The sequence below is a fragment of the Janthinobacterium sp. HH106 genome, assembly GCF_001758725.1.
Lineage (GTDB): Bacteria > Pseudomonadota > Gammaproteobacteria > Burkholderiales > Burkholderiaceae_D > Janthinobacterium.
The window spans coordinates 29,836-55,795 of the sequence record NZ_LRIC01000045.1 but is presented as its reverse complement, the minus strand read 5'-3'; the positions used below and the strand labels follow the sequence as shown (position 1 = coordinate 55,795).

General features: G+C 65.1%; 20 protein-coding genes. 14 read left to right on the top strand and 6 right to left on the bottom strand.

Annotation, left to right across the window (positions count from 1 at the left end; all coding sequences use genetic code 11):
- Positions 1-15 precede the first annotated feature (15 nt).
- The gene (locus JAB8_RS17045) at positions 16-2,121 is read right to left on the bottom strand and encodes a prolyl oligopeptidase family serine peptidase (RefSeq protein ID WP_070290708.1); all 2,106 of its coding nucleotides are present in this window, start codon (positions 2,119-2,121) and stop codon (positions 16-18) included.
- A gap of 214 nt (positions 2,122-2,335) precedes the next feature.
- Complete coding sequence (locus tag JAB8_RS17040) at positions 2,336-4,051, bottom strand: CehA/McbA family metallohydrolase (RefSeq protein WP_070290707.1); 1,716 nt, start codon at positions 4,049-4,051, stop codon at positions 2,336-2,338.
- A gap of 334 nt (positions 4,052-4,385) precedes the next feature.
- Between JAB8_RS17040 and JAB8_RS17035 the strand changes: the two genes are divergently transcribed.
- The 7 genes from JAB8_RS17035 (at position 4,386) to JAB8_RS17005 (ending at position 15,143) form a co-directional block, all read left to right on the top strand.
- Positions 4,386-5,693 (top strand): MFS transporter, encoded by a 1,308-nt coding sequence (locus JAB8_RS17035; protein WP_070290706.1) that lies wholly within the window; start codon positions 4,386-4,388, stop codon positions 5,691-5,693.
- Positions 5,694-5,703: 10 nt separating this feature from the next.
- Entirely contained in the window at positions 5,704-8,268 is a 2,565-nt protein-coding gene (gene nirB, locus JAB8_RS17030; RefSeq protein ID WP_070290705.1) for a nitrite reductase large subunit NirB, read from the top strand.
- 12 nt (positions 8,269-8,280) lie between these two features.
- A complete protein-coding gene (nirD, locus tag JAB8_RS17025; protein WP_070222340.1) occupies positions 8,281-8,634 on the top strand; it encodes a nitrite reductase small subunit NirD in 354 nt (117 codons plus the stop codon).
- Entirely contained in the window at positions 8,619-9,857 is a 1,239-nt protein-coding gene (locus JAB8_RS17020) for an FAD-dependent oxidoreductase (RefSeq protein WP_217494227.1), read from the top strand. The genes nirD and JAB8_RS17020 overlap by 16 nt, the downstream gene beginning before the upstream one ends.
- 22 nt (positions 9,858-9,879) lie before the next feature.
- Positions 9,880-12,549 carry a nitrate reductase gene (locus tag JAB8_RS17015; protein ID WP_070290703.1) on the top strand — a complete coding sequence of 890 codons (2,670 nt, stop codon included), beginning with the start codon at positions 9,880-9,882 and terminating at the stop codon, positions 12,547-12,549.
- 63 nt (positions 12,550-12,612) lie between these two features.
- Positions 12,613-13,143 carry an adenylyl-sulfate kinase gene (cysC, locus tag JAB8_RS17010; protein WP_083287775.1) on the top strand — a complete coding sequence of 177 codons (531 nt, stop codon included), beginning with the start codon at positions 12,613-12,615 and terminating at the stop codon, positions 13,141-13,143.
- Complete coding sequence (locus JAB8_RS17005) at positions 13,140-15,143, top strand: diguanylate cyclase (RefSeq protein WP_139143075.1); 2,004 nt, start codon at positions 13,140-13,142, stop codon at positions 15,141-15,143. The genes cysC and JAB8_RS17005 overlap by 4 nt, the downstream gene beginning before the upstream one ends.
- A gap of 3 nt (positions 15,144-15,146) precedes the next feature.
- Here the strand turns inward: JAB8_RS17005 and JAB8_RS17000 are convergent, their stop codons facing one another.
- From JAB8_RS17000 to JAB8_RS16990, 3 genes are all read right to left on the bottom strand, one after another.
- Entirely contained in the window at positions 15,147-16,064 is a 918-nt protein-coding gene (locus JAB8_RS17000) for a pyridoxal-phosphate dependent enzyme (RefSeq protein ID WP_070290702.1), read from the bottom strand.
- Between the two features lie 85 nt (positions 16,065-16,149).
- Positions 16,150-16,650, bottom strand: coding sequence for a MarR family transcriptional regulator (locus JAB8_RS16995; protein ID WP_070290701.1), 501 nt, complete (start codon positions 16,648-16,650; stop codon positions 16,150-16,152).
- Positions 16,651-17,121: 471 nt separating this feature from the next.
- Positions 17,122-18,000, bottom strand: coding sequence for a LysR family transcriptional regulator (locus JAB8_RS16990; protein ID WP_070290700.1), 879 nt, complete (start codon positions 17,998-18,000; stop codon positions 17,122-17,124).
- Positions 18,001-18,122: 122 nt separating this feature from the next.
- On the opposite strand from JAB8_RS16990, the gene JAB8_RS16985 reads away from it, so the two are divergent.
- On the top strand, positions 18,123-19,127 hold the full coding sequence (locus JAB8_RS16985; RefSeq protein WP_070290699.1) for an NAD(P)-dependent alcohol dehydrogenase: 1,005 nt from the start codon (positions 18,123-18,125) through the stop codon (positions 19,125-19,127).
- A 22-nt stretch (positions 19,128-19,149) separates the two neighbouring features.
- Here the strand turns inward: JAB8_RS16985 and JAB8_RS16980 are convergent, their stop codons facing one another.
- Positions 19,150-19,911 carry a DeoR/GlpR family DNA-binding transcription regulator gene (locus JAB8_RS16980; protein WP_175445210.1) on the bottom strand — a complete coding sequence of 254 codons (762 nt, stop codon included), beginning with the start codon at positions 19,909-19,911 and terminating at the stop codon, positions 19,150-19,152.
- A 226-nt stretch (positions 19,912-20,137) separates the two neighbouring features.
- Here JAB8_RS16980 and glpD point away from each other — a divergent pair, with 226 nt between their 5' ends.
- The 6 genes from glpD (at position 20,138) to JAB8_RS16950 (ending at position 25,941) form a co-directional block, all read left to right on the top strand.
- Positions 20,138-21,676 (top strand): glycerol-3-phosphate dehydrogenase, encoded by a 1,539-nt coding sequence (gene glpD / locus JAB8_RS16975; protein ID WP_175445209.1) that lies wholly within the window; start codon positions 20,138-20,140, stop codon positions 21,674-21,676.
- A gap of 74 nt (positions 21,677-21,750) precedes the next feature.
- Entirely contained in the window at positions 21,751-22,845 is a 1,095-nt protein-coding gene (locus JAB8_RS16970) for an ABC transporter ATP-binding protein (RefSeq protein ID WP_070290697.1), read from the top strand.
- Position 22,846: 1 nt separating this feature from the next.
- Positions 22,847-23,947 carry an ABC transporter ATP-binding protein gene (locus tag JAB8_RS16965; RefSeq protein ID WP_070290696.1) on the top strand — a complete coding sequence of 367 codons (1,101 nt, stop codon included), beginning with the start codon at positions 22,847-22,849 and terminating at the stop codon, positions 23,945-23,947.
- Positions 23,947-24,831, top strand: coding sequence for a sugar ABC transporter permease (locus JAB8_RS16960; protein WP_034754965.1), 885 nt, complete (start codon positions 23,947-23,949; stop codon positions 24,829-24,831). The genes JAB8_RS16965 and JAB8_RS16960 overlap by 1 nt, the downstream gene beginning before the upstream one ends.
- Complete coding sequence (locus JAB8_RS16955) at positions 24,831-25,634, top strand: carbohydrate ABC transporter permease (protein ID WP_175444707.1); 804 nt, start codon at positions 24,831-24,833, stop codon at positions 25,632-25,634. Before JAB8_RS16960 ends, JAB8_RS16955 begins: the two co-directional genes overlap by 1 nt.
- 1 nt (position 25,635) lies before the next feature.
- Positions 25,636-25,941 (top strand): DUF2160 domain-containing protein, encoded by a 306-nt coding sequence (locus tag JAB8_RS16950; protein ID WP_254679535.1) that lies wholly within the window; start codon positions 25,636-25,638, stop codon positions 25,939-25,941.
- Positions 25,942-25,960 lie beyond the last annotated feature (19 nt).

The following is a 25,960-nucleotide window of genomic DNA, read 5'->3' as shown; positions in this document are numbered from 1 at the left end:
ATCCGACATCACCACTTACTTCAGCTGCTCGTGCAGGAAGGTGTAGGTCAGCGCCCACATCAGCGCCTGCTGGTCGTTGTTGGCGGCACCCGCGTGGCCGCCTTCCGTGTTTTCCCAGTACAGCACGTCGTGGCCTTGCTCTTCCATCTTCGCCACCATCTTGCGCGCATGACCTGGGTGGACGCGGTCGTCGCGCGTCGAGGTGGTAAACAGCACGCGCGGATATTTCTTGTCCTTGAAGACGTTCTGATACGGCGAGTACTTGCTGATGTAGGCCCATTGGTCCGGCACGTCCGGATCGCCGTACTCTCCCATCCACGAAGCGCCCGCCAGCATCTTGTTATAGCGGCGCATGTCGAGCAGCGGCACCTGGCTGACGACGGCGTTGAACAAATCGGGACGCTGCACCAGCACGGCGCCCGTCAGCAGGCCGCCATTGCTGCCGCCCATGATGCCCAGGTGGCGCGGACTGGTGACCTTACGCTTGATCAAATCCTGCGCCACCGAGATGAAATCGTCATACGCGCGCTGGCGGTTTTCCTTCAGCGCCGCCTGGTGCCAGCGGGGGCCGAATTCGCCGCCGCCGCGGATATTCGCCAGCACATACACGCCGCCCTTTTCCAACCACGCCACGCCCGTGGTGCCGCTGTAGCTCGGTTTGAGCGACACTTCAAAGCCGCCATAGCCATACAGCACGGTGGGGTTGCTGCCGTCGAATTTCGTCTTCTTGTTCATGATGGCGAAGTAGGGCACCTTGGTGCCGTCCTTCGACGTCGATTCGAACTGCTCCACCTTGTACGGCGCCGCATCGTAGTAGGCGGGCAGCGACTTGATTTTCGTGCGCTGGTCGCTTTGCGCCGTGGCCAGATACAGGGTGGTCGGATTGAGGAAGTCGGTCACCGTCAGGAAGTACTGGTCCGAATCGACCGGGTCGAGCGCGCTGACGGCCAGGGTGCCCAGCTTCGGCGCGTCGACGGCGCGGCGCTGCCACTTGCCGTTAACGTGACGCAGTTCCGTCAGGCGGTTCTTGACCTTGTCCAGGGTGGTGACGAGGATGGCCGATTTCGTCGCCGTGACATTGTCCAGCGACGATGTGGCCGTGGGCGCGTACAGCAATTCCAGCTCCTGCTTGCCCTGCATGAAGGCCTTGAAGTCGGACGCCAGCAGCGAGCCTTGCACGTAGGTCTTGCCGTTCACTTTCCAGTCCGAGCGCAGGGTGATGATCAATTGATCGCGTACGGTGAAGGCCGTCGCGTCGTCCGGCTTCGGCACTTTTTTCAGATCGGCGCCTTCGCGCAGGAACATTTCGCCGCTGTAGAAATCGATTTGCCGCTCGATGAACTGGTGTTCGTGGCCGGGCGTGAAGTCCTTGTAGGCGCCCGCGCTCAGGTCGTCGGGTTTGGCTTCATACAAGGTGTGCGCCTGCGCCAGCGGCGTGCCGCGCTGCCACTCTTTGATGATGCGCGGGTAGCCCGAGCTGGTCATCGAGCCGGGGCCGAAATCGGTGGACACGAACAGCGTGTCCTGGTCGATCCAGCTGGCGCTGCCCTTCGCTTCGGGCAGGGTGAAGCCGCCGTCGACAAAGGCGCGCTTGGCCACGTCATATTCGCGCACCACCTTGGCGTCGCCGCCGCCGCGCGACAGGGAAATGAGGCAGCGTTCGCCCTTCGGATACAGGCAGGAGGCGCCGCCCCAGACCCAGTTTTCGTTCTCGCCGGCGGCCAGCTGGTCGAGGTCGATCACGGTTTCCCACGCGGGTTCGGCCAGCTGGTACTGCGCCAGGGTGGTGCGGCGCCAGATGCCGCGCACGTGCTGGGCGTCGCGCCAGAAATTGTAGTAAAACGCGCCTTCCTTGCTGACGTAGGGGATGCGCTCCTTCGAGTTGAGGATGGTTTTCAGGCGCGCCTGCAGGGCCGCGAAGCCGGGTTGGGCTTCCAGCTCTTTGGTGGTGACGGCATTGTGCTGCTTGACCCAGGCCAGCGGCTTGTCGCCGAGGACTTCTTCCAGCCACAGGTGGGGATCGGTGTTGGCGGCGGCAGGGGCGGGGGCTTGCGCGTGGGCGAGGCCCGCTGCGGCCAGGCCGAGCAGCATGCTGCCGGCGAGAGTGCGATATGACGACATGTAAGGTTCCTGGTTGGTCCGGTGGAGGCCGCGTTGCAGGCAAAACGGCGCAGCCATGGTGCCATGGATTGCTGTGAGGAACCAGTGTCTATGGACGGCTACCTGAAAAAATAGTTACTTTTCCAATATTGTTTGCTGGAAAAGAGCAGGGCCGTAGAATCTGCGGCACTTGGTGTACCAGTCCGTGCCGTTGCCGTGCCCTGGTGCGCGGCGTTCACGGCAGCTGATTGACCCACACGGGCGCCGACCAGACGATGTTGCCGTCGTCCTGCGTCAGGCGCGCGTAATAGACATGCGGGCCGGGCGCGGGCGTGACGGTAAGCTCGGCCTGGTCCGACAGTTGCGTGACGGAGCCGTTGCCGCCCGGCACGCCGTGGAAGATGGCGACGGCGGCCGCTTGCCGGCCCGCGCTGTTGCTGAAACTGGTGGACAGTTGCAGCGGCCCGTGGTTGTCGAAACGCTCGCCCATCAGCTTGCCATTGGCCGTGAACAGCAGCTGCGCGTGCTTGTCCATGGTGGCAAACACGCGGCGCGCGCGCAGCGCGTCGAGGAAGCTGTCGCGTGACACGGGCATGCCGGCGGCCGGGCTGGCCACCAGCACGGCCGTGCGGTTGCCGTACGACGCGCCCCAGTTGGCGCAGTGGTTGTCCTGGTTGCTGCTGAAGGCCACGTGGTAGCCGGCCGCGAGGGCACGGTTGCAGGCCGCCTCGTAATTGCTGCGCCGCGTTTCCGTTTCCTGGTCGTTGGTGGAAAACGCGGATGTATTCATCACTTCGCACAGCACCATGGCCGCATCGCCGTCCGGCGTGTAGCCGAGCGGCTGGCCATCGACGAGAAACTGGCCCGCATAGGCGGGGTGGTTGAACTGGCCGATCCAGCCCCGTTCGCGCATCAGCGCATACAGGGCGGCGTAGTCGCTTTTCGGCGTTTCCAGGTCGGCCAGCAATTCGCCCCGGGCATTCCTTTCCCAGCCCAGCAATTGGTCGCTATTGAAAATGTTCAGGTGGCCGCCCTTGTTGATGACGCCCCATTCCATGCCGTACAGGGCCAGGAAACCGGGGTGGGCGTTTGTATAGGCGGCCGCTTCGGCCAGCCCCGTCTGGTACAAGGCCTTCGCTTCGGCAGGCGTGGCTGCGGGATTGGTTCCGTCCGAACCGTCATACATATGGTTGTGCTCGGATGTCAGCAGGGCGTCCAGGCCGTGATCCTGCGCATATTTATAGGCGTCGATGGGGCCGAACGGCGCCGTTTGCGGCTCCTGCGCGCCATGGCAGGCGTCGAGCGCCGCGCCCCCGTCGCTGTGGCGCGTCTGGCTGTGCAGGTTGGCGTAGACGATGCGGTAGCCGGGCTCCTCATCCAGGCGGGACAGTTGTTGCAGGCCGGCCTGGAAGGCGGGCACCCGGGGCGCCGTGCTGGCGCCCCGCTGCACCGCGATTTGCCATTGCTGTTCCACCTGCGCTTCGCGCGGCGTGCCGGCATCGGCCACGGCCAGCAGGCGCAGCTCGTACAAGCCGTCCGGCGCCAGCATGCGCCGTTCGCGCGCATCGGCATCGGCGCGACCATCCCAGGGCAAGTTCACGCGCTTGCCGCTGGCGCCCACCTGTTCCATGCCCGACCAGCGCCGCAGCACGGCGCCTTGCGGACCGGGACCGGACAAGGTCAAGGTCCAGCGCACGGCATGCGGGCGGCCTTCGTCCGGATAGCTGAGCCGCACGACGAATGTGCGCGCCTGCGTGACCCGCTCGCCGCGCGCCGCGTGGAACGGTGCGAATACCGTGGCGTCCAGCTCGCTGTGCTCCCTCGGTTCGGGAGAGACATCTTGCGCTGCGACAGTGTTACTCCAGGCGATCAGGAGCGCACCCACGCAGACGCATGCCAGTGCGCGCGCCAAGCCGCGCCGTGGCTGCCATTGCCGCAGTTGCCCGAACATGCCGGCCTCCGCTTCATGAACTCAATATCAATTAGACAAACATTGCACTTTCGAGTTCCGCAACGCACCAAGAAGAGGCGCGCCTGCACCGCCAGGTGCCATGACCTGGCGCAAAGTCCGTACAAATACGCACCCTGCCCCTGGGACGGGCCTGGCACGGCGCTTGCTAAACAGAAGGGACGGATCAACGGCGATCCCCTGAATAAACGCACAACGGTCCAACGACGGACCACCTGGACAACGGCGTCCGCTCTGGCTGATTTTTTCATCGGCGGGGGCGGGCGCCGTTTTTGTTTGCATCTTTGTTATTTTCGGGATACTTCGGGAAACCATCATGGCCAGCCAAAAAGCAACGCGCATCGCGCTCTTCTCCCTCGCCATGCCGCCCATGCGGGCATTCCACCTCACGTGGATGGCATTTTTCGTGTGTTTCTTCGCCTGGTTCGCCTGCGCCCCGCTGATGCCTGTCATCAAGGGCGAGTTCGGCCTTTCTTTGGCGCAAGTGGCAAACATCAATATCGCGGCCGTCGCCATCACCATCCTCGTGCGCCTGATCGTCGGGCCCTTGTGCGACCGCTACGGCCCCCGCAAGACGTACACGGGCTTGCTGCTGCTCGGCGCCATTCCCGTGCTGGGCGTGGCCGCGTCGCAAAGCTATGAAAGCTTTCTGTTCTTCCGCCTGGGCATCGGCGCCGTCGGCGCCAGCTTTGTCATCACGCAATATCACACCTCCGTGATGTTCGCCCCGCGTGTTGTCGGCACGGCAAACGCGGCCGCCGCCGGCTGGGGCAATGCGGGCGGCGGCGCGGCGCAGGCGCTGATGCCGCTGCTGCTCGGCGCCGTGCTGATGCTGGGCGTGTCCGAATCGCTGGGCTGGCGCGTGGCCCTGCTGGTGCCGGGCGTGCTGATGCTGGTGATGGCCGTGCTGTACTGGCGTTATACGCAGGATTGCCCTGAAGGTAATTATTCGGACTTGCGCGCCGCCGGCACCGCCATCGAAGGCGGTAAAGGTGGTGGTAAAAGCGGTGGCTGGGACAGCTTCAAGGCCGCCAGCAGCAATTATCGCGTCTGGCTGCTGTTCGTCACCTACGGCGCCTGCTTCGGCATCGAAATCTTCATCCACAACATCGCCGCCGTCTACTACGTCGACCATTTCGGCCTGTCCTTGAAATCGGCTGGCCTGGCCGCCGGCAGCTTCGGCCTGCTGGCGCTGTTTGCCCGCGCTTTGGGCGGCTGGCTGTCCGACAAGCTGGCCCTGCGCGGCAACCTGAACAGCCGCGTGACGCTGCTGTTCATGCTGATGATAGGCGAAGGCGTGGGCTTGCTGTGGTTTGCCAAGGTCGACAGCGTCACCTGGGCCGTCATCGCCATGCTGGTCTTCGGCCTGTTCACCCACATGGCGTGCGGCGCCACCTACGCGCTGGTGCCCTTCATCGACAGCAAGGCTCTCGGCGGCGTGGCCGGCATCATCGGCGCGGGCGGCAACGTGGGCGCCGTGGCGGCCGGTTTCCTGATGAAAGGCACGGGCGACATCCGCCAGACCTTGATCATCCTCAGCGCGCTGGTGGTGATTTCGGCCCTGTGCGCCATCGCCGCCCGTTTCACGGGCCTGGCGGCCGAACCGAACATGGCCGCGGCCTGAGGAGAGCGCAATGAACCACCCCTTGAACATCGTCGTCCTTGGCCATGGCATGGTCGGGCATAAATTCCTCGAACGCCTGGCCCTGGACAACGCGCCGCACCTGTCCGTGACGGTCTTGTGCGAAGAGCCGCGCCCCGCCTACGACCGGGTGCACCTGTCCGAATTTTTCAGCGGCAAATCGGCCGAGGACCTGTCGCTGGTGGCGCCCGGCTTCTTCGACAAGGGCAACGTCGTGTTAAAGCTCAATGCGCGCGCCGTGTCCATCGACCGCGCGGCGAAAACCGTCACTGCCAGCACGGGTGAAGTGCTGGCCTACGACAAACTCGTGTTTGCCACCGGCTCGACGCCGTTCGTGCCGCCGCTGCCGGGCAAGGAGCGCGATGGCTGCTTCGTCTACCGCACCATCGAAGACCTGGAAGCCATGCTGGCCTGGGGTGCCAAGTCGAAAACGGGCGTGGTCATCGGCGGCGGCTTGCTGGGCCTCGAATGCGCGAAAGCCTTGCGTGATTTGAAGCTCGACACCCACGTGGTGGAATTCGCGCCGCGCCTGATGGCCGTGCAGGTGGACGAGGGCGGCGCGCGCGTCCTGCGCCGCAAGATCGAGGAGCTGGGCGTGACCGTGCACACGCAAAAGAATACGCTGGCCATCGTCGACGGCGAATCAGCCACGCACCGCATGCAGTTCGCCGACGGCAGTCACCTGGAAGCGGACATGATCGTCTTCTCGGCCGGCATCCGCCCGCGCGATGAGCTGGCGCGCGCCTGCGGCCTGGACGTGGGACCGCGCGGCGGCATCGCAATCGACGACCGCTGCGTCACCTCCGACCCGGACATCTATGCCATCGGCGAATGCGCGCTGTGGGGCGGCCTGGTCTTTGGCCTGGTGGCGCCCGGCTACGAAATGGCCCGCATCGCTGCCCGCCACCTGCTGCAGGAGGAAGAAGGAGAAGCGGGCGAAGCGTCGTTCAAGGGCGCCGACATGAGCACCAAGCTCAAACTGATGGGCGTGGACGTGGCCAGCCTGGGCGACCCGCACGGCAATGCGCCGGGCAGCCGCTCCTACCAGTTCATGGACGAGCGCAAGCAGATCTACAAGAAGATCGTCGTTTCCGACTGCGGCAAGTACCTGCTGGGCGGCGTGATGGTGGGCGACGCCAGCGAATACGGCACGCTCTTGCAGATGATGCTCAACAAGATCGAGCTGCCGGCATCGCCGGAATTCCTCATCCTGCCGCAGGCGGACGGCCAGCAAAAGGCGGGACTCGGTGTGGATGCCTTGCCCGAGTCGGCGCAAATCTGCTCGTGCAACGACGTGTCGAAAGGCGCGCTGTGCGCGGCCGTGGCCGATGGCTCCACCAGCATCGGCGCATTAAAATCCTGCACGAAAGCCGGCACGGCCTGCGGCGGCTGCGTGCCGCTGGTGACGCAGATCATGAAGGCGGAAATGCAGAAGCAGGGCCTGGCCGTCAACAACCACGTGTGCGAACACTTTGCGTACTCGCGCCAGGAATTGCACCATCTGGTGCGCGTGGGAAAAATCCGCAGCTTCGGCGCGCTGCTGTCCGCGCATGGAAAGGGTCTTGGTTGCGACGTGTGCAAGCCCGTGGCGGCGAATATCCTGGCGTCTTGCTGGAACGATTTCGTGCTGTCGCCCGTGCACGCCAGCCTGCAGGACAGTAACGATTATTTTCTCGGTAATATCCAGAAGGATGGCACGTATTCCGTCGTGCCGCGCATGCCGGGCGGCGAAGTGACGGCCGATGGCTTGATCGCCGTGGGCATGGTGGCGAAAAAATACGGTCTCTATACGAAGATCACGGGCGGCCAGCGGGTCGACCTGTTCGGCGCGCGCGTGGACCAGTTGCCGGCCATCTGGGAAGAGCTGATCGCGGCCGGCTTCGAGTCGGGCCACGCCTACGGCAAGTCGCTGCGCACGGTGAAATCGTGCGTCGGCTCCACCTGGTGCCGCTATGGCGTAGCCGACAGCGTGGGCTTCGCGATTCAACTGGAGAACCGCTACAAGGGCTTGCGCACGCCGCACAAGATCAAGTTCGGCGTCTCCGGCTGCACGCGCGAATGCGCCGAGGCGCAAGGCAAGGACATCGGCCTTATCGCCACGGAAAAGGGCTGGAATTTGTACGTGTGCGGCAATGGCGGCATGAAGCCGCGCCATGCGGAATTGCTGGCATCCGATCTCGATGAAGCGACCCTGGTGCGCTATGTCGACCGCTTTTTGATGTTTTACGTGCGCACGGCCGACCGCCTGCAGCGCACCAGCGTGTGGCGCGACAACCTGGAAGGGGGCCTCGACTACCTGAAAGCCGTCGTCGTGGCCGACCGTCTGGGCATCGCCCACGAGCTGGAAGCGGACATGCAGCACGTGGTCGACACCTATGCCTGCGAGTGGAAGGAAGCCGTCTCGAATCCCGCCGTGCGCCAGCGTTTCCGCCATTTCGTCAACAGCGGGAAGAACGATGAAAACGTCGTGTTCGTGGAAGAGCGGGGCCAGATCCGGCCCGCCACGCCCCTTGAACGCCGCAACACCGTGATCCCCATCCTTGCCGTGGAGGCGTGAGCCATGAATGCGATGAATGAATTGAACAGCGCCAGCGCCGACAACTGGGTGGCCATCTGCCCCTTGACGGACATCGTGCCCGACACGGGCGTGTGCGCGCTGCTGGGCGGCCGGCACGTGGCCGTGTTCCGCGTCGGCGATGCCGCGCCGCGCGTGTACGCCATCGACAATGTCGACCCGAACGCGGGCGCTTCCGTGCTCTCGCGCGGGCTGGTGGGCAGCATCGGCGAGCGCGTCGTGGTGGCGTCGCCCATCTACAAGCAGCACTTCGACCTGGCCAGCGGCGAGTGCATCGAAGCACCTGAACACTCGGTGGCCGCCTGGCCGGCGCGCGTGTTCGGCGGCATGGTGTGGGTGGCCCTGTGAACACCGCCGCACGGCCGTCTTTAGTCGTGGTCGGCAACGGCATGGCCGGCATGCGCACGGTCGAGGAATTGCTGAAACTCGCGCCGGACCTGTACGACATCACCGTCTTCGGCGCCGAACCGCACGGCAATTACAACCGCATCCTGCTGTCTCCCGTGCTGGCCGGCGAAAAGACGGTGGACGACATCATGCTGCACACGCGCGACTGGTATGCGCACAACGGCATCACCCTGCACGCGGGCGACCCCGTGGTACACATCGACCGCCAGGCGCGCACGGTGCAGGCGCTGTCGGGCATCGAGGTGCGCTATGACCGCCTGCTGCTGGCCACCGGTTCCACCCCGTTCATCGTGCCCGTGCCGGGCCACGAACTGCCCGGCGTGATCGGTTTTCGCGATATCGACGATGTCGACACCATGCTGCGGGCGGCGCGCCAGCACCGCCACGCGGTCGTCATCGGCGGCGGCTTGCTGGGACTGGAAGCGGCCAACGGCCTGCAGCGCCAGGGCATGGACGTCACGGTGGTGCACATGAGCGGCGCCCTGATGAACCAGCAGCTCGACGCGCCCGCATCGATGCTGCTGAAATCGGCGCTGGAAGCGCGCGGCCTGCGGTTTTTGATGCAGGCGCAAACGTCGGCCATCATGGGCAGCACCCGCGTGGAAGGCGTGCAGTTTGCGGACGGCAGCAGCATTCCCGCCGACCTGGTGGTGATGACGGCCGGCGTGCGTCCCAACATCGCGCTGGCGCAAGCGGCCGGCCTGCACTGCGAACGGGCCATCGTCGTCGACGACTGCCTGCAAAGCTACGACCCGCGCGTGTACGCCGTGGGCGAATGCGTGCAGCACCGGCGCGCCACCTTCGGTCTGGTCGCGCCCATCTGGGAACAGGCGCGCGTGTGCGGCGCGCATCTGGCCGGCGCCGGGCACCGCCGCTACGTGCAGCAAGCCAGCGCCACCAAATTGAAAGTGACGGGCATCGACCTGTATTCGGCCGGCGACATCATCGGCGGCGAGGGCAGCGAAGACCTGGTGCTGCGCGATCCGAGGCGTGGCGTCTACAAGCGGCTCGTGGTGCAGGGCAGCCGCCTGGCCGGCGCCGTGCTGTATGGCGACGTGCAGGACGGTCCCTGGTATTTCGACCTGATCCAGCAGCGCCGCGACATCAGCAAGCTGCGCGCCCATCTATTGTTTGGCCAGGCGCTGTGCGCCCAGGCCGCCTGACAGCGACCAACAGGATACGCCCATGACCAGCTGCACGCCCGTGAAAACCACTTGCCCGTACTGCGGCGTCGGCTGCGGCGTGGAAGCGACACGCCTGCCCGACGGCGCCATCCGCATCGCCGGCGATACAACGCACCCGGCCAACCTGGGCCGCCTGTGCGTGAAAGGTTCGGCCCTGGGCGACACCCTGGACCTCGAACAGCGCCTGCTCTACCCGCAGGTGCGCGCCGACGGCGTGCTGCGGCGCGCTTCCTGGGATGCCGCGCTGGACCAGGTGGCCGGCGGCCTGCGCGCCATCATCGATGAGCACGGCCCCGACGCCGTCGCCCTGTATGTCTCGGGCCAGCTGCTGACGGAAGACTATTACATCGCCAACAAATTCATGAAGGGCTATGTGGGCAGCGCGAACATCGACACCAATTCGCGCCTGTGCATGTCCTCGGCCGTCGCCGGCCACAAGCGCGCGTTCGGCGAAGACATCGTGCCCGGCTGCTATGAAGACCTGGAGCTGGCCGACATGGTCGTGCTGGTGGGCTCGAACACGGCCTGGTGCCACCCGATTTTGTTCCAGCGCATCGCCCGCATCCGCGAAACCCGGCCGGAGATGAAGCTGGTGGTGATCGACCCGCGCCGCACGGCCACCTGCGAGCTGGCCGACCTGCATTTGCCCGTGAAACCGGGCACCGACGTGTGGCTGTTCAACGGCTTGCTGTGCTATCTGGCGAAGGAGGGCGTGATCGCCGGCGAGTTCGTCACGCGGCACAGCCGCGGCCTCGACGCAGCGCTGGCGGCCGCCCACGCTGACTGCGGCGACCCGCTGCAGGTGGCGCGCATCTGCAAGGTCGACCCGCAAGCCCTGCTGGCGTTTTACCAGGCCTTTGCGGCCACGCGCAAGGTCGTCACGGCCTTTTCGCAGGGCGTGAACCAGTCGTCCTGCGGCACGGACAAGGTCAACAGCATCATCAACTGCCACCTGGCGACGGGTCGCATCGGCCAGCCCGGCATGGGGCCGTTTTCGCTCACGGGCCAGCCGAACGCCATGGGCGGGCGCGAAGTAGGGGGCCTGGCCAACATGCTGGCGGCGCACCTTGAACTGGACAATCCGCTGCACCGCGACACCGTGCAAACCTTCTGGGACTCGCCCCGCATCGCCGCCAAACCGGGCTTGAAGGCGGTGGACCTGTTCCACGCGATCGAGGCGGGCAAGGTCAAAGCCGTGTGGATCATCGCCACCAATCCCCTGGTTAGCATGCCGGACGCCGATCAGGTGCGCCGCGCGCTGGGCAAGTGCGAGCTGGTGGTGGTGTCGGACATCAGCGCGCAGTCGGATACGAACGCCCATGCCGACGTGCTGCTGCCGGCCCTGGGCTGGGGCGAGAAGGAAGGCACGGTGACCAATTCCGAGCGCCGCATCTCGCGCCAGCGCGCGTTCTTGCCGGCGCCGGGCGAGGCGCGCGCCGACTGGGACGTGCTGTGCGACGTGGCGCGCCGCATGGGCTATGCCGGCTTCGATTTCGCGGCGCCGCAAGCCATTTTTAGCGAACACGCACGGCTGTCGACCTTCCGCAACGGGGCGGAAACGGCGCGGCTTTTCAATCTGGCGGGCCTGGACAGCCTGGATGCCGCACAGTACGACGCCCTGGCGCCGCAGCAGTGGCCGCAGGGCCGGGCGCGCCTGTTCGGCGACGGCCGCTTCGCCCATGCGGACGGGCGCGCCCGCTTCGTGCCGACGGCGCCGCGCGCGCCGCACAACATGCCCGTCGAGGACTATCCGCTGATCCTGAACACGGGCCGGGTGCGCGACCAGTGGCATACGATGACGCGCACGGGCAAGGCGGCCAAACTGTCGGGCCACGTCGCCGAAGCGTTCATCGACATCCACCCGCAGGATGCGCTGCTGTACGGCGTGCGCGAAGGCGAACTGGCGCGCATTTCCAGCGCCTGGGGCGCGATGGTGGCGCGCGTCGTGCATGGCGGCGGCATCGCGCGCGGCCAGGTCTTCGTGCCCATCCACTGGAGCGACGCGAATGCGTCCGACGCGCGCGTGGGCGCCGTCGTCAATCCGGTCGTCGACCCCGTCTCGGGCGAGCCGGAATTCAAGCACACGCCCGTGCGCATCGAACAATTCCGCGTGCACTGGCATGCGTTTGTCCTGAGCCGCACGCCCTTGGCCCTGGACGGCGTGGCGCACTGGACGCGCATCCAGGGCGAGCAGTTCCTGCGCTACGAACTGGCGGGCCGCCAGCGCATCGAGGATCTCGGCGCCTGGGCGCGCGCGCTGCTCGGCGTCACGGACGACAACGCCGACTGGCTCGATTACGCGGATGCCAGCGCCGGCGTGTACCGCGCCGTGCACCTGGACGAGGGACGCATCGCGCAATGCGTGTATGTCTCGCCCCGTCCCGACCTGCCGTCGCGCAGCTGGCTGGCCGGCCTGTTTGCGCATGCGCAAATGGATGCGCTTGATCGCGCCGGCGTGCTGCTGGGCCAGCCCATCGGCAAGGGCGTGGACGCCGGTCCCATCGTGTGCTCGTGCTTTGGCGTGGGGCGCAACACCATTTGCGCGGCCATCGCCGGGCAAAAACTGGAGACGACGGCTCAGGTGACGGCCTGCGTCAAGGCGGGCGGCAATTGCGGCTCCTGCGTGCCGGAGATACGACAGTTGCTGCTTGAAGCGCGCAGCGCGGCCTGATCATCTGTCCTTTCCCGCGCGGCTTTGCTATATTGCCAGCTCTACAAGGGGAGAGGCAATGTGATGACGGCAGGACAATACGACACGGTCTGGCTGACGGGCTTGAGCGGCGCCGGCAAGTCCAGCATCGCCGACGCGCTGGCGCGCCAGCTCAAGGAGCAGGGGTGCGCCGTGGCAGTACTCGATGGCGACCAGCTGCGCCATGGCTTGAACCGCGACCTGGGTTTTACGCCCCAAGACCGGCATGAAAACATCCGCCGCACGGCCGAAGTGGCGCGCCTGATGAACGGGGCGGGCTTGACCGTCATCGCCGCCTTCATTTCTCCCTACCGCGCAGACCGGGCCATGGCCGCCGCCATCATCGGCGCGCCGCATTTCATTGAAGTCCACGTCAGCACGCCGCTGGCCGTGTGCGAGGCGCGCGACCCGAAGGGCCTGTATGAAAAGGCGCGGGCAGGGCAGCTGGCGCAATTCACGGGCGTTTCCGCACCCTATGAAGCGCCGCTGGCCGCCGCGCTGACCCTGGACACGGGCACCCTGGCGCTGGACGAGTCGGTCGAGCGCATTTGCCGCTACCTGCGGCAGCGGCCGTGACGACCTGGCGCAAACGATTGCGCCGGCGCCTGCCCGCCAGCCTGAAGGCGCGCATGAGCGTGGTCGTCTTCCTGCTCGTGCTCGCTGCCGTGGCTTCGCTGGCGCTGGCCACCCTGTCCGTGGCCGAGCGCGGCATGCGCGACGTGACGGGGCGCCAGCAGTACGTATCGCTGTCCAGCGCCGCCGTCTTCATCGATGAGGAACTCGACGCGAAGCGCAACGTGCTGCGCGCCATTGCCGACAGCCTGCCTGCCGGCGGCGCGCACGACGGCGCCAGCCTGCAGCGTTTCCTGGCTGCGCAAACGGTGCTGCGCAAGGAATTTTATTCGGCCGGCGTGGTCGGTATCGACGGGGCCGTGCTGGCCAGCGTGAGTCCCTTCAAGCCGCAGGCGGGGCTGAATGTGAAGGGCCGTCCTTACTTTGAACAGACGCTGGCGACCCGGCGCTCGGTGATTTCCGCACCCCTCAACGGCAGCATTTCCGGCATGCCCATCGTCGTGGTCACGCAACCCGTGTTCGACGCGCGGGGCGCCGTGCGTTATGTGCTGGCGGCCAGCGTCAACCTGCGCCAGCCCGATTTCCTGGGCCGCCTGGGCGCGCTCAAGCCGGGCACGGGCGGCTACCTGTACATCATGACCGGCGAAGGCATCATCGTCGAGCATCCCGACAAGTCGCGCATCATGCAGCATATCGAGGCGCATGGTCCCATCAGCATGTCCGCGCGGCGCGCCTTGCAGGGTTTCGAGGGCTGGCTGACGGGCACCACCACGCAAGGTGTCGATGCCCTGTTTGCCTACCACCGCATCGCGTCGACGGGCTGGATACTGGCATCCGTGTATCCCATGCGCGACGCGTTCGCGCCGCTGCACGCCATCCGCAGCAAGATATTGCTGGCCGCCGTGCTGCTGGCGGCGCTGGCGGGGCTGGCCGGCTGGCGCGTGGTGCTGCGCCTGCTGCTGCCTTTGGCGCGGCTGCGCCACCATGTGCATGAAATCCGCCGCCAGCGCCTGGGCATCGAGGCGCTGCAAATCGAGCGGCGCGACGAGATCGGCGACTTGAGCCGCGATTTTTACTCGCTGATGGCCGAGCGCGAAATCGCCGTGGCGCAGACGCGCGACAGCGAGCGGCGTTTGAAACTGCTGACGGACCACGTACCCGTGGTGATCGTCTACATCGACCGCGAGCACCGCTACCAGTTCATCAACGCGACGTTTGAAAAATGGTTCGGCAGATCGCAGCAGGAAAGCATGATGCAGTCGATCCGCGAGGTGCTGGGCGAGGAAGCCTACCAGTTGCGCGAACAATACCTGCGGCGCGCCTTCTCGGGCGAGGAGGTTGAATATGAGTTCACCATCGGCGGTGACGGAGACGCTGGCCAGCGCGCCTTCCAGACCAGCTACGTGCCCGACGTGGGCGAGAGCGGCGCGGTGGAAGGCGTGTATGGCCTGATCCACGAAATCACCAAGACCAGGGCCGTGCATACGGCGCTGCAGTTCGCCGCCGCCACGGATATCCTGACGGGCATCGCCAACCGGCGCCGTTTCGACGAACAGCTGGAATTGAGCATGCAGCGCACGCGGGCCGCGCGCGCGCCGATGGCGCTGGCCTATCTCGATATCGACCGTTTCAAGGCCATCAACGACAGCCTGGGACACAAGGCGGGCGACGAGGTGCTCAAGGAGTTCGCCGCGCGCCTGGTGCGCAGCGTGCGCGCCAGCGACCTGGTGGCGCGCCTGGCCGGCGATGAATTCGTGATCATTCTCGAAGGGGTGAACGGCGCGGCCGAAGTGCGCCAGGTCGGCGCCAAGATCGTCGAGGCCATCCGCCAGCCGTTTGCGCTGGCCGGCGGTCCGCTGCCGGTGACGACCAGCGTCGGCATGGCCATCTTCCGCGAGGGCGCGCTGACGCCGGCGCAGCTGCTGGATCTGGCCGACCAGGCCCTGTACGCCGCCAAGGGGCAGGGCCGCGACGGCGTGGCGCTGCGCGAGGCGGCGCCGTAGCCACTACAGGATGGCGCTCCAGTGATCGAGCTGCTGCGTGGTGGCCGTCACGCCGCCGCACACGATGACGAGCACATTGCGGTAGGGAGCCAGTTCCGGCGCCTTGCCGTAGACGGCCGCCAGCGCCGCGCCGCAGGCCGGTTCCACCACCAGGCGCTGGTCGGCGACAAAGCGCTGGCAGGCGTCGACGGCGGCGCGGTCCGACACCACCACGCTGTGCAGCAGGCGAGTCTGGCTGATGGCGTATGCCTGGGCGCACACCTCGCGCGCGGCCAGCGACGTGGCGATGCTGCTCACGGCCGGCAGGGCCACGTGTTCGCGCGCGGACACGGCCGCCGCCAGCGAAGCGGCGCCTTGCGTTTCGACGGCCACGATGGCCACGTCATCCCAGCCGTTGCGCTGCAAGCCTTCGGCCACGCCGGCCAGCAGGCCGCCGCCGCCTACCGACAGCACCACCGCGTCCGGTTTCAGGCCCGCGCGCGCTACTTCATCGATCATGCCGGCGTGGCCCTGCCACAGCAGCGGGTCGTCGAACGGGTGCAAAAAAGCGTCTTGCGGCGTGAGCATCGATTGGGCCAGCGCGTTCGCTTCCTGCCAGGCGGCGCCGTGCACGATGACTTCGGCGCCTTCCTGGGCGATCAGGGCCTTGGCCCGTTCGCTCGTCGTTTCCGGCACGACGACGATGACGGGAATGCCGAGCTGGCGTCCCGCATAGGCGACGGCGATGCCGGCATTGCCGCCGGAAGAGGAAATGAAGCGGCTGGCGCCGCGCCGCGCGTATTCTTCGCAGGCGAGGCCGATGCCGCGGATCTTGAAGGAGCCGGGCGGCTGCAAGGCTTCGAGCTTGAGCCAGATGGCGCGTTCGCTGTGCAGGCTCAGGGCGCGCGAGTTGAGCAAGGGAGTTTCGATGTGCAGGGCCATGCGTGTTCCTGGTAAACAGTCAGGCCAGCATCATAGCCGAAGCGCCCGCGCCACCGTGTCATCCTTGCCGGCAGTGCGCTGGCTGTCAGTTCAGCGGGACGCTTTTGAGGTGGTGCGTGCGCGCCACTTCCTTCATCGCTTCGAGCAGATCGTCGCGCAGCTGGCGCGGCAGCTTGCCGAAGAATTCCTCGTCGTTCTGGTCGGCCATTTCGGCCAGCACCGGTACCAGCGCCTCGCCTTCCGTGGTCAGTTCGATCGAATGCTGGCGGCGGTCGGCCAGCAGGATGGATTTGCTGACCATGCCCTTGCTTTCCAGGCGGTCGATCAGTTTCGACACGGCGCCCTTGCTCATGCCGGACACCTGCGCCAGCACCGTGGGCGAGGTGCAGCCCAGGCGGAACATTTCGCGCAGCACCACCCATTCGGACACCGTCACGCCATTGGCTTCGGCTTTCTTCTGGAAGCTGTGGGACACATGGTTGGAAACGAAACGCAGCCAGTAACCGAGATGGGCTTCCAGTTCGCTGACGGGAACGCTGTTGGGACGGGCGGCTTGCGTGGCGGCCGATTCAAAATTATGGCTCATTTCTCTTCCTTCACTGGGCGGCGTTGCCGGCATGGTTAAGGCCTTCACGCTTGCTGTCGAGTGGTTTGTTTGGGAACAATCGTCGTGCTTGAGGTATTTCTAACACTGTTTTCACAGGAAATCATTCAGCGGCAAAAAGTTTTTCCTTTTTCTCTTGCTCTAAATATATAAAAAGCAATATCAAGCAAATAATCGTATTGCTAGAGAGGAAGATTAAAAAAATAACTCATGTTGTATCAATGGTAACATGAATTTTGCCGAATTGATAAATATTTCAAGCGCGATGACTGTCGCATGGCACAGGTGTGTTGCCGGCGCTACTTAGAGCCTATCCCAGTAGATGAATACATCTCTTGCAAGCGCCCCTCAGAAGCGGGGAGTCGTCGCGTGGTTCGCCACGCGTCCTCCTCGCGCCTTGTCCGCGCTCCTGATGTGCTGCTTGCAAAAGACGCTCCCTACTGGGATAGGCTCTTAGCTGAACCGTTCCACGAGAAAATCGACGAAGCTGCGCAGCTTGGGCGAGCGATAACGGTCCGGCAGGTAGACCACGTTCAAGGGGCGGCTGGGCAGCGCATGCGCGGGAAACAGCTGGACCAGGCGGCCCGCCCGCACGTCCGTTTCCAGCAGGAAGGCCGGTTGCAGCACAATGCCCATGCCATGCAGTGCAGCAACGCGCAGCGCCTGGCCGTGGTTGACTTGCAGGCGGCCCGAGACGGGCACGCTGCAGACGCCGTCCTCGCCTGTCAGGCGCCAATGCGCCAGGGCGGCGGGCGAGAAGGACAGGCATTCGTGCCGGCTCAGCTCGGCCGGGTGGCGCGGCGTTCCCCTGCGCGCCAGATAGTCGGGAGCGGCGCAGATCATCAGCCGGTAGGGCGCCAGCGGTCTGGCGATCAGCAAGGAATCGGGCAACTGGCCGATGCGGATGGCGGCCTCGAAACCTTCCTCCACCAGGTCGGCCACGCGGTCGCTCAGCGACACATCGATGCTCACGTCGGGATAGCGCTCCAGGTATGCGGCCATGGCGGGCATCAGCGCTTCCGCGCCGAAGGTGAGGGGCGCCGTGATGCGCAGCTTGCCGGCGGGCGCCAGTTGCAGGTTTTGCGCCTGCACGTCGGTTTCGGCCACCAGCCTGAGGATTTCCTTGCAGCGCGCATAGTAATCCTCGCCGAAGGCCGTCAGGTGCTGGCGCCGGGTGGTGCGCTGGAGCAACTGCATGCCCAGGCGCTTTTCCAGCGTCCGCAGGTGGTTTCCGGCCATCGTCGCGGAGATCCCGCAGGCGGCCGCGGCGGCGCTCAAGCTGCCTTTTTCCACGGCCAGTACATACACCTTCATGCTGTCGAGCAAATCCATTGGCAATCCCTAGTGTCAAATTATTGAATCAAACCATAGTTTATCTATTAATGATTTTAAATGACACTGCTGTTTGTCCCGCCAGCGCGCGGCCACCCTGACACATTGCCCGAGAACAGACCATGCAAGCCATCCAACTGACCGCTCCTTCCCTCACCGCGTTTCACCAGACCGAGCTGCCCGAGCCGCAGGCCGGGCGGGGCGAGGTGCTGCTGCGCCTGCGCGCCGCCACGCTGAACTTTCTCGACGTGGCCATTGCGACCGGCAACTTTGCCGGCGCGGCCTTTCCGCTGATTCCCGTCGCCGACGGCGCGGGCGAAGTGGCGGCGCTGGGCGAGGGCGTCAGCGGGCTGGCCGTCGGCGACCGCGTCATCCCGCACTTCATGCCGCGCTGGCAGGGCGGTGCCATCGCGCCGCACAACGTGGGCGCGATGCGCGGCGTCACCTTGCCGGGTTCGCTGGCCGAATACGTGGCCGTCCCCGCCGCCAGCCTGGTCGCCTTGCCGGCCCACCTCGATTTTATCCAGGGTGCGGCCCTGCCGATTGCGGCCACGACGGCGTGGAATGCCGTGCGTTCGGCGCAAGTGCGCCCCGGATCGGTGGTGTTACTGTTGGGAACGGGCGGCGTCAGCCTGTTTGCCTTGCAGTTCGCCAAGGCGTCGGGCGCCACGGTGATCCTCGCGTCGTCCAGCGATGACAAGCTGGAACGGGCGCGCCAGCTGGGCGCCGACTACCTGATCAACTACCGGGCCACGCCGGCCTGGGATGCGGAAGTGCTGAAACTGACGGGCGGGCGGGGTGCCGACCTGGTGGTCGAGACGGTGGGCGGCGCCACCATCGTGCGCTCGCTCAACGCGGCAGCGGTGGGCGGCACGGTCTTCACGGTGGGTTTTGTCGGCGGCACGGCCGCCAGCATCGACTTGCTTCCCGTCATCGTCAAGGCCTTGCGCATCGTCGGCAACAACACCGGTTCCGTGGCGGACCTGGCGCAGGCGGCCCAGGCCATCGCCGCGCATGGCATCGTGCCCGTCATCGACCGCGTGTTCGGCCTCGGCGACACGGCCGAAGCGTATGCGCAGCTGGCTGCCGGCGGCCGCCATTTCGGCAAGCTTGCCATCGCGCACTGAGCCGGCCGCAACACTGTCGCCGTCAGGCGGCGACGTGCACTTTCACGTTCGCGTCGCGCAGCACCTCGGCAAAGCGGGGCGGCGGCGGCGCGTCCGTAAACAGGATGTCGACTTGCGCCAGGTCGGCCAGCCGCACCAGCGCCTTGCGGCCGAATTTATGCTGGTCGGCCACCAGCCACACTTCGCGCGACTGCTCGATGATCGCTTGCGCCACCTTCACTTCGCGCGCGTCGAAGTCGCGCAGGCTGCCGTCTTCGTCGATGCTGGAAATGCCGATGATGCCGATGTCGACCTTGAACTGGCGGATGAAGTCGATGGTGGCTTCGCCGACGATGCCGCGGTCGCGCCCGCGCACCACGCCGCCGGCCACGATGACTTCGCAGGCGGCGTTGTCGGCCAGGATGGCTGCCACGTTGAGGTTGTTCGTCACCACGTGCAAGCCCGTATGGCGGCTCAGCGCGCGCGCCACTTCCTCGGTCGTCGTGCCGATATTGATCAAGAGCGAACAGCCGTGCGGCACCTGCGCGGCGACGGCGGCGGCGATGCGCCGCTTGGCGTCGCTGTTGAACACTTGCCGCTGGCTGTAATCGATGTTTTCCACGGACGAGGGCAAGCCGACTCCGCCGTGGTAGCGGGCCAGCAGGCGCGCTTCTTCCATCTGCTTGACGTCGCGGCGCACGGTCTGCGGCGTCACGTCCAGCTGCTGCGCCAGCTCCTCGACGGACATGGTGACCTTCTGGCGCACCACTTCGAGCAAGCGGCGCTGGCGGGGATTCAAAATCATGGGCTTGTCTCTTTAAAAAACACAAACGAACAAAAACGAACAAATAGTGATAAAAATATGTTGCTATCGATTCGCAATCTGGCGTATCTTATCCATATTGCATTCGAATTACAGCTGTATTGATCTTAACGACAGTCGCCGGCGATGCCTAGTCTTTCCTCGCCGGCCTTTCCCTGACAGACACGGAGTCCCGATGGCGGCAGCACAGCAAGGTGTGGAGACAACGATGGCATGCGACGTGCTGGTGGTGGGCGGCGGCATCAATGGCGCCGGCATCGCGCGCGACGCGGCCGGACGGGGCTTGTCCGTGGTGCTGTGCGAAAAGGATGACCTCGCTGCCCACACCTCGTCGGCCTCCACCAAGCTGATACACGGCGGCCTGCGCTACCTCGAATACTATGAATTCGGCCTCGTGCGCAAGGCGCTGATCGAGCGCGAAGTGCTGCTGCGCTCGGCGCCGCACATCATGTGGCCCTTGCGCTTCGTCATGCCGCACGCCCAGGGCCAGCGCCCCGCCTGGCTGATACGCGCCGGCCTGTTTCTGTACGACATGCTGGCCAAGCGGGAAATCCTGCCTGGCTCGCAGGGCATCGACCTGACGCGCCACGCGGCCGGCAAACCGTTAAAACCCGAATTCAAGCGGGGCTTCGTGTATTCCGACGGCTGGGTCGACGATGCGCGCCTGGTGGTCCTGAACGCCATCGACGCGGCGGACAAGGGCGCGACCATCCTCACGCAGACGCGCTGCACGGCCTTGCGGCGCGACGGCGCGGGTGCGGACGCTTGCTGGCTGGCGACCCTGCTGCAAGGCGACGGACGTGAGCTGTCCGTGCGTGCGCGCAGCGTCGTCAATGCGGCCGGGCCGTGGACGGCCGAATTTCTGCAGCAGGCGGCGCCCGGCGGACAGGGCCGGCATTTGCGCCTGATCAAGGGCAGCCACATCGTCGTCAAGCGCCTGTTCGAGCACGATCACGCCTACATCTTCCAGCATCCGGACGGGCGCATCGTGTTTGCCATTCCGTATGAGCACGATTTCACCCTGATCGGCACCACCGATCTCGACTACCACGGCGACAGCGGCAAGGTGGAAATCGACGACGAGGAAATTCGTTACTTGTGCGAGCTTTCCAGTTACTATTTCAGCAAGCCCATTGTGCCGGCCGACGTGGTGTGGACGTATGCCGGCGTGCGCCCGCTGGTGGAAGACGCGGCGGCCGATGCCAAGGCCGTCACGCGCGATTACCGCTTCGAGCTGGACCGGGAAGGCGCGCCGCTGCTCAGTATTTTCGGCGGCAAGATCACCACGTTCCGCAAGCTGGCCGAGGAAGCGCTCGATGTGCTCGCGCCGTTGTTGGCGCCGGTGCCGGGCAGTGCGCGGCCGGCCTGGACGGCCAACGCCTGCCTGCCCGGCGGCGATGTGTTCGGCAGTACGCCGCAGAACCGGTCCGTGCGCGAGTTCGGCCAGTTCGTGCAAGGCTTGCAGCGCGACTATGCGTGGCTTCCGGCGGCGCTGGTGGCGCGCTATGCACGCGCCTACGGCACGCGCATCCACGTGCTGCTCGCCGGGCGGACGGATGTGGCGGCCATGGGCGAGGAAGTCGCCGCCGGCCTGTACGCGGCGGAAGTGGACTATTTGCGGCGCCACGAATGGGCCGTCAGCGCGGCCGACATGCTGTGGCGGCGCTCCAAGCTGGGCCTGCACCTGCCGCGCGAAACGGCGGACACGCTCGACGCCTGGCTGTTGCAGCACCCGTTGTCGTCGTAGGCAGCACACGTTGGCGACCGCACCCCGCAGAGGGCGCGGCGAAGAATAAGAAACCATCACTGGAGGAGAAGCGCGTGCAACTGGTACTGGACAAGATCAGCAGGAAGCAGGGGGCTGACGATTTTTTATATCCGATGTCGCTGGCATTGGTGCCGGGCGCCATCAACGTCTTGCTGGGCACCACGCGTGCCGGCAAGACGACCCTGATGCGCGTGATGGCGGGGCTGGACAAGCCCAGCGGGGGCACCGTCACGGCCGACGGCGTCGACGTGACGGGCGTGCCCGTCAGCAAACGTAACCTGGCCATGGTGTACCAGCAATTCATCAACTATCCGGCCTTCACCGTCTACGACAATATCGCTTCGCCCTTGCGTTTGCGCAAGGTGCCCGAAGAGCAGATCCGCGCGAAAGTGCTGGCGCTGGCCGAGCGCCTGCACATCACGCCCTACCTGCAGCGCACGCCCGGAGAATTGTCGGGCGGGCAGCAGCAACGCACGGCGCTGGGGCGCGCGCTGATCAAGGACGCATCGTTGCTGCTGCTCGACGAGCCCCTGGTCAACCTCGACTACAAACTGCGCGAGGAATTGCGCCGCGAATTGACGGAACTGTTTTCCAGCGGCAGCACGACGGTCGTGTATGCCACCACGGAACCGCTGGAAGCGCTGCAACTGGGCGGCCACGTGGCCGTGCTGCACGAGGGACGGCTGCTGCAGCAGGGACCGACCCTGGACGTCTTCAACGCCCCCAATTCCATCGATGTGGCGCGTACCTTCAGCGACCCGCCGATCAACCTGATTTCCGCCCGCGTGAGCGCCGATGGCGTGGCGCAGGCGGCCGACGGCCTGGCCATCCACCTGAGCGGCGCACAGCGCGCCCGCCTCGGCGAGCGGCGCGACGTGATCCTCGGCGTGCGCGCGCACAGCCTGCATCTGTCTCCCCAGTCCGAAGGCGATGTGGCCATCGCAGCTACGGTGGACTTGGCGGAAATCAGCGGCTCGGAAACCTATGTGCATGCGCGCCGCGGCGAGCTGGCGCTGGTGGCCCAGCTCGGCGGCGTGCACAACCTGGAGATCGGCAGCGCCTGCACCGTGTATTGCCAGCCGCATGCCTTGCTGATCTTCGCCGACGATGGCGGGCTATTGTTCGCTCCTGTGCAGGGAGGGGTGTGACATGGCGCGCATCGAACTGGTGGACCTGGCCCACGCCTACAAACCGAATCCGGCGGCACCCGCCGACTATGCGCTGCGGCCCATGAGCATGGAGTGGCATGACGGCGGCGCCTATGCCTTGCTGGGGCCGTCCGGCTGCGGCAAGACGACCTTGCTCAATATCATCTCCGGCCTCGTGAAACCGTCGCATGGCAAGGTGCTGTTCGACGGCAAGGACGTCACGCAGCTGCCCACGGAAGCACGCAATATCGCGCAAGTGTTCCAGTTTCCCGTCATCTACGACACCATGACCGTGCACGACAACCTGGCGTTCCCGCTGCGTAATCGCGGCTGGAAAGAGAGCGAGGTGAAAAAGCGCGTGCAGCAGGTGGCGCAGATGCTGGAGCTGACGGGCGACTTGAAACTGCGCGCCAGCGGCTTGTCCGTGGACGCCAAGCAAAAGATTTCGCTGGGACGGGGCCTCGTGCGTCCCGACGTGGCGGCCGTGCTGTTCGACGAACCGCTGACGGTGATCGATCCGCATTTGAAATGGCTGCTGCGCAGGAAACTCAAGGAAATTCATCACGAACTCAAATTGTCGTTGATCTACGTCACACACGACCAGGTGGAAGCTTTGACCTTTGCCGACCAGGTGGTCGTCATGACGCAGGGCGAAGTGGTGCAGACGGGCAGCGCGCAGGCGCTGTTCGAGGAACCGGAGCACACGTTCGTCGGCTATTTCATCGGCAACCCGGGCATGAACTTGCTCGATTGCACCCTGGACGATGGCGGCGTGCGCGTGGCGGGGCAGGCGCTGGCCGTGTCCGCCTCCGCCCGCGCGGCCCTGGCTGGCGCGCAGGGGAAAATCACGCTGGGCGTGCGGCCGGAATTCGTCGCATGCCTGAAGGCGGGTGAGGGCGGTGCGGGTAGCGATCATTGCCTGCACGCCACGGTGACGGCCGTGCGCAACATGGGTACGCATTACCTGGCGGAATTCCAGCTGGGCGGCGCGACGGTGGCGGCCAAGCTGCGCGCCATCGATGCCGTCGCCGGTGATGCTGTGCGGCTGCATTTTCCGCCGCAACGCACCCTTTTCTATGTCAACGATAAGCGGGTGGCCTGATGATACATAACGGTAAAACCGATAACAACCGCCGCGCCTGGCTGCTGATCCTGCCCGTGCTGCTGTGCGTGGCCTTTTCCGCCATCCTGCCATTGATGACGGTGGTCAATTATTCCGTGCAGGATATTCTGAGTCCCACGCAAAAGGTCTTCGTGGGCACCGAGTGGTTCCGCATGGTCATGCTCGACGGCGACCTGCACAGCGCCTTGCTGCGCCAGCTGCTGTTTTCCGGCTCCGTGCTGGCCATCCAGATTCCGCTCGGCATCTTGATTGCCCTGTGCATGCCGGCCGATGGCTGGAAGGCATCGCTGGCGCTGGTGCTGATCGCGCTGCCCTTGCTCATTCCCTGGAACGTGGTGGGCACCATCTGGCAAATCTTCGGCCGCGGCGACATCGGCCTGATGGGCTATACCCTGAATCAGCTGGGATTCGACTACAACTACAACGGCAATTCGCTCGACGCCTGGCTGACGGTGATGGTGATGGATATCTGGCACTGGACGCCATTGGTCGTGCTGCTGTGCTATGCGGGTTTGCGCGCCATTCCTGACGCGTATTACCAGGCGGCACGCATCGACGGCGCCTCGCGCCTGGCCGTGTTCCGCTACATCCAGCTGCCGAAATTGCGCAATGTGCTGATGATCGCCGTCTTGCTGCGCTTCATGGACAGTTTCATGATCTACACGGAACCGTTCGTGCTGACGGGCGGCGGACCGGGCAATGCCACCACGTTCCTGTCGCAATACCTGACGCAAAAGGCCGTGGGCCAGTTCGACCTGGGGCCGGCCTCGGCCTTCTCACTGATCTATTTCCTCATCATCCTGCTGTTCTGCTTTGTGCTGTACACGTGGATGCAGAGAGTCGGCACGGGAGACCAGAAATGATGCACAAGAAAATGAGCAGCACCATCCTGATCGTCTTTTTGCTGGGCTCGCTGTTGCCCATCTACTGGATGCTCAATATGTCGCTCAAGACCAACGAGGAAATCGTGGGCGTGCTGAGCCTGTGGCCGCAGCAATGGACGTTCGCCAACTACCACACGATTTTTACCGACCGTTCCTGGTACAGCGGCTACATCAATTCCATGATTTACGTGGCCTTGAATATGGTCATGTCCGTCACCGTCGCCTTGCCGGCAGCCTACGCTTTTTCCCGCTATAACTTTGTCGGCGACAAGCATTTGTTCTTCTGGCTCTTGACCAACCGCATGACGCCGCCCGCCGTCTTCCTCGTGCCCTTCTTCCAGCTGTACTCGACGGTGGGCCTGATGGATACGCATCTGGCCGTGGCGCTGGCGCACATGGTGTTCAACGTGCCGCTGGCCGTGTGGATTTTGGAAGGTTTCATGTCCGGCGTGCCGAAGGAAATCGACGAAACGGCGTATATCGACGGCTACAGCTTTCCCCGTTTCTTCATCCGCATCTTCTTGCCGATGATCAAGTCGGGCGTGGGCGTGACGGCGTTCTTCTGCTTCATGTTCAGCTGGGTGGAACTGCTGTTGGCGCGCACCTTGACCTCCGTCAATGCCAAGCCCATTGCCGCCACCATGACTCGCACGGTGTCGGCGGCCGGCATGGACTGGGGCGTGCTGGCGGCGGCCGGCGTGCTGACCATCGTGCCCGGCGCGCTGGTGATCTGGTTCGTGCGGCATTACATTGCCAAGGGTTTCGCGATGGGGAGGGTGTGATATGGAAAATAATACCGATAGCACAGCCAGCCTGTTCGGCTGGATGGCGTGGACGCCGGAAGTGGCCATCTTCTTTATCTGCATCGGCTTGATGCTGGCTGGCATGACGGTGTGGCAAATCCGCTCGCCCAGCATCGAACGCAAGGGCTTTTTGCCCATGCCGACGACGCGCGGCGACCGCCTGTTCATCGGCTTGCTCACGGCGGCCTACGTGAATCTGGCCTGGGCGGGGTTCACGGAAATGCAGCAGGCGATAGGCGCCGCCATCAGTTTTGTCATTTTATTAGTGGTAATGCGTTGGGGATGACCGGCTTGCCGGTGTTGAT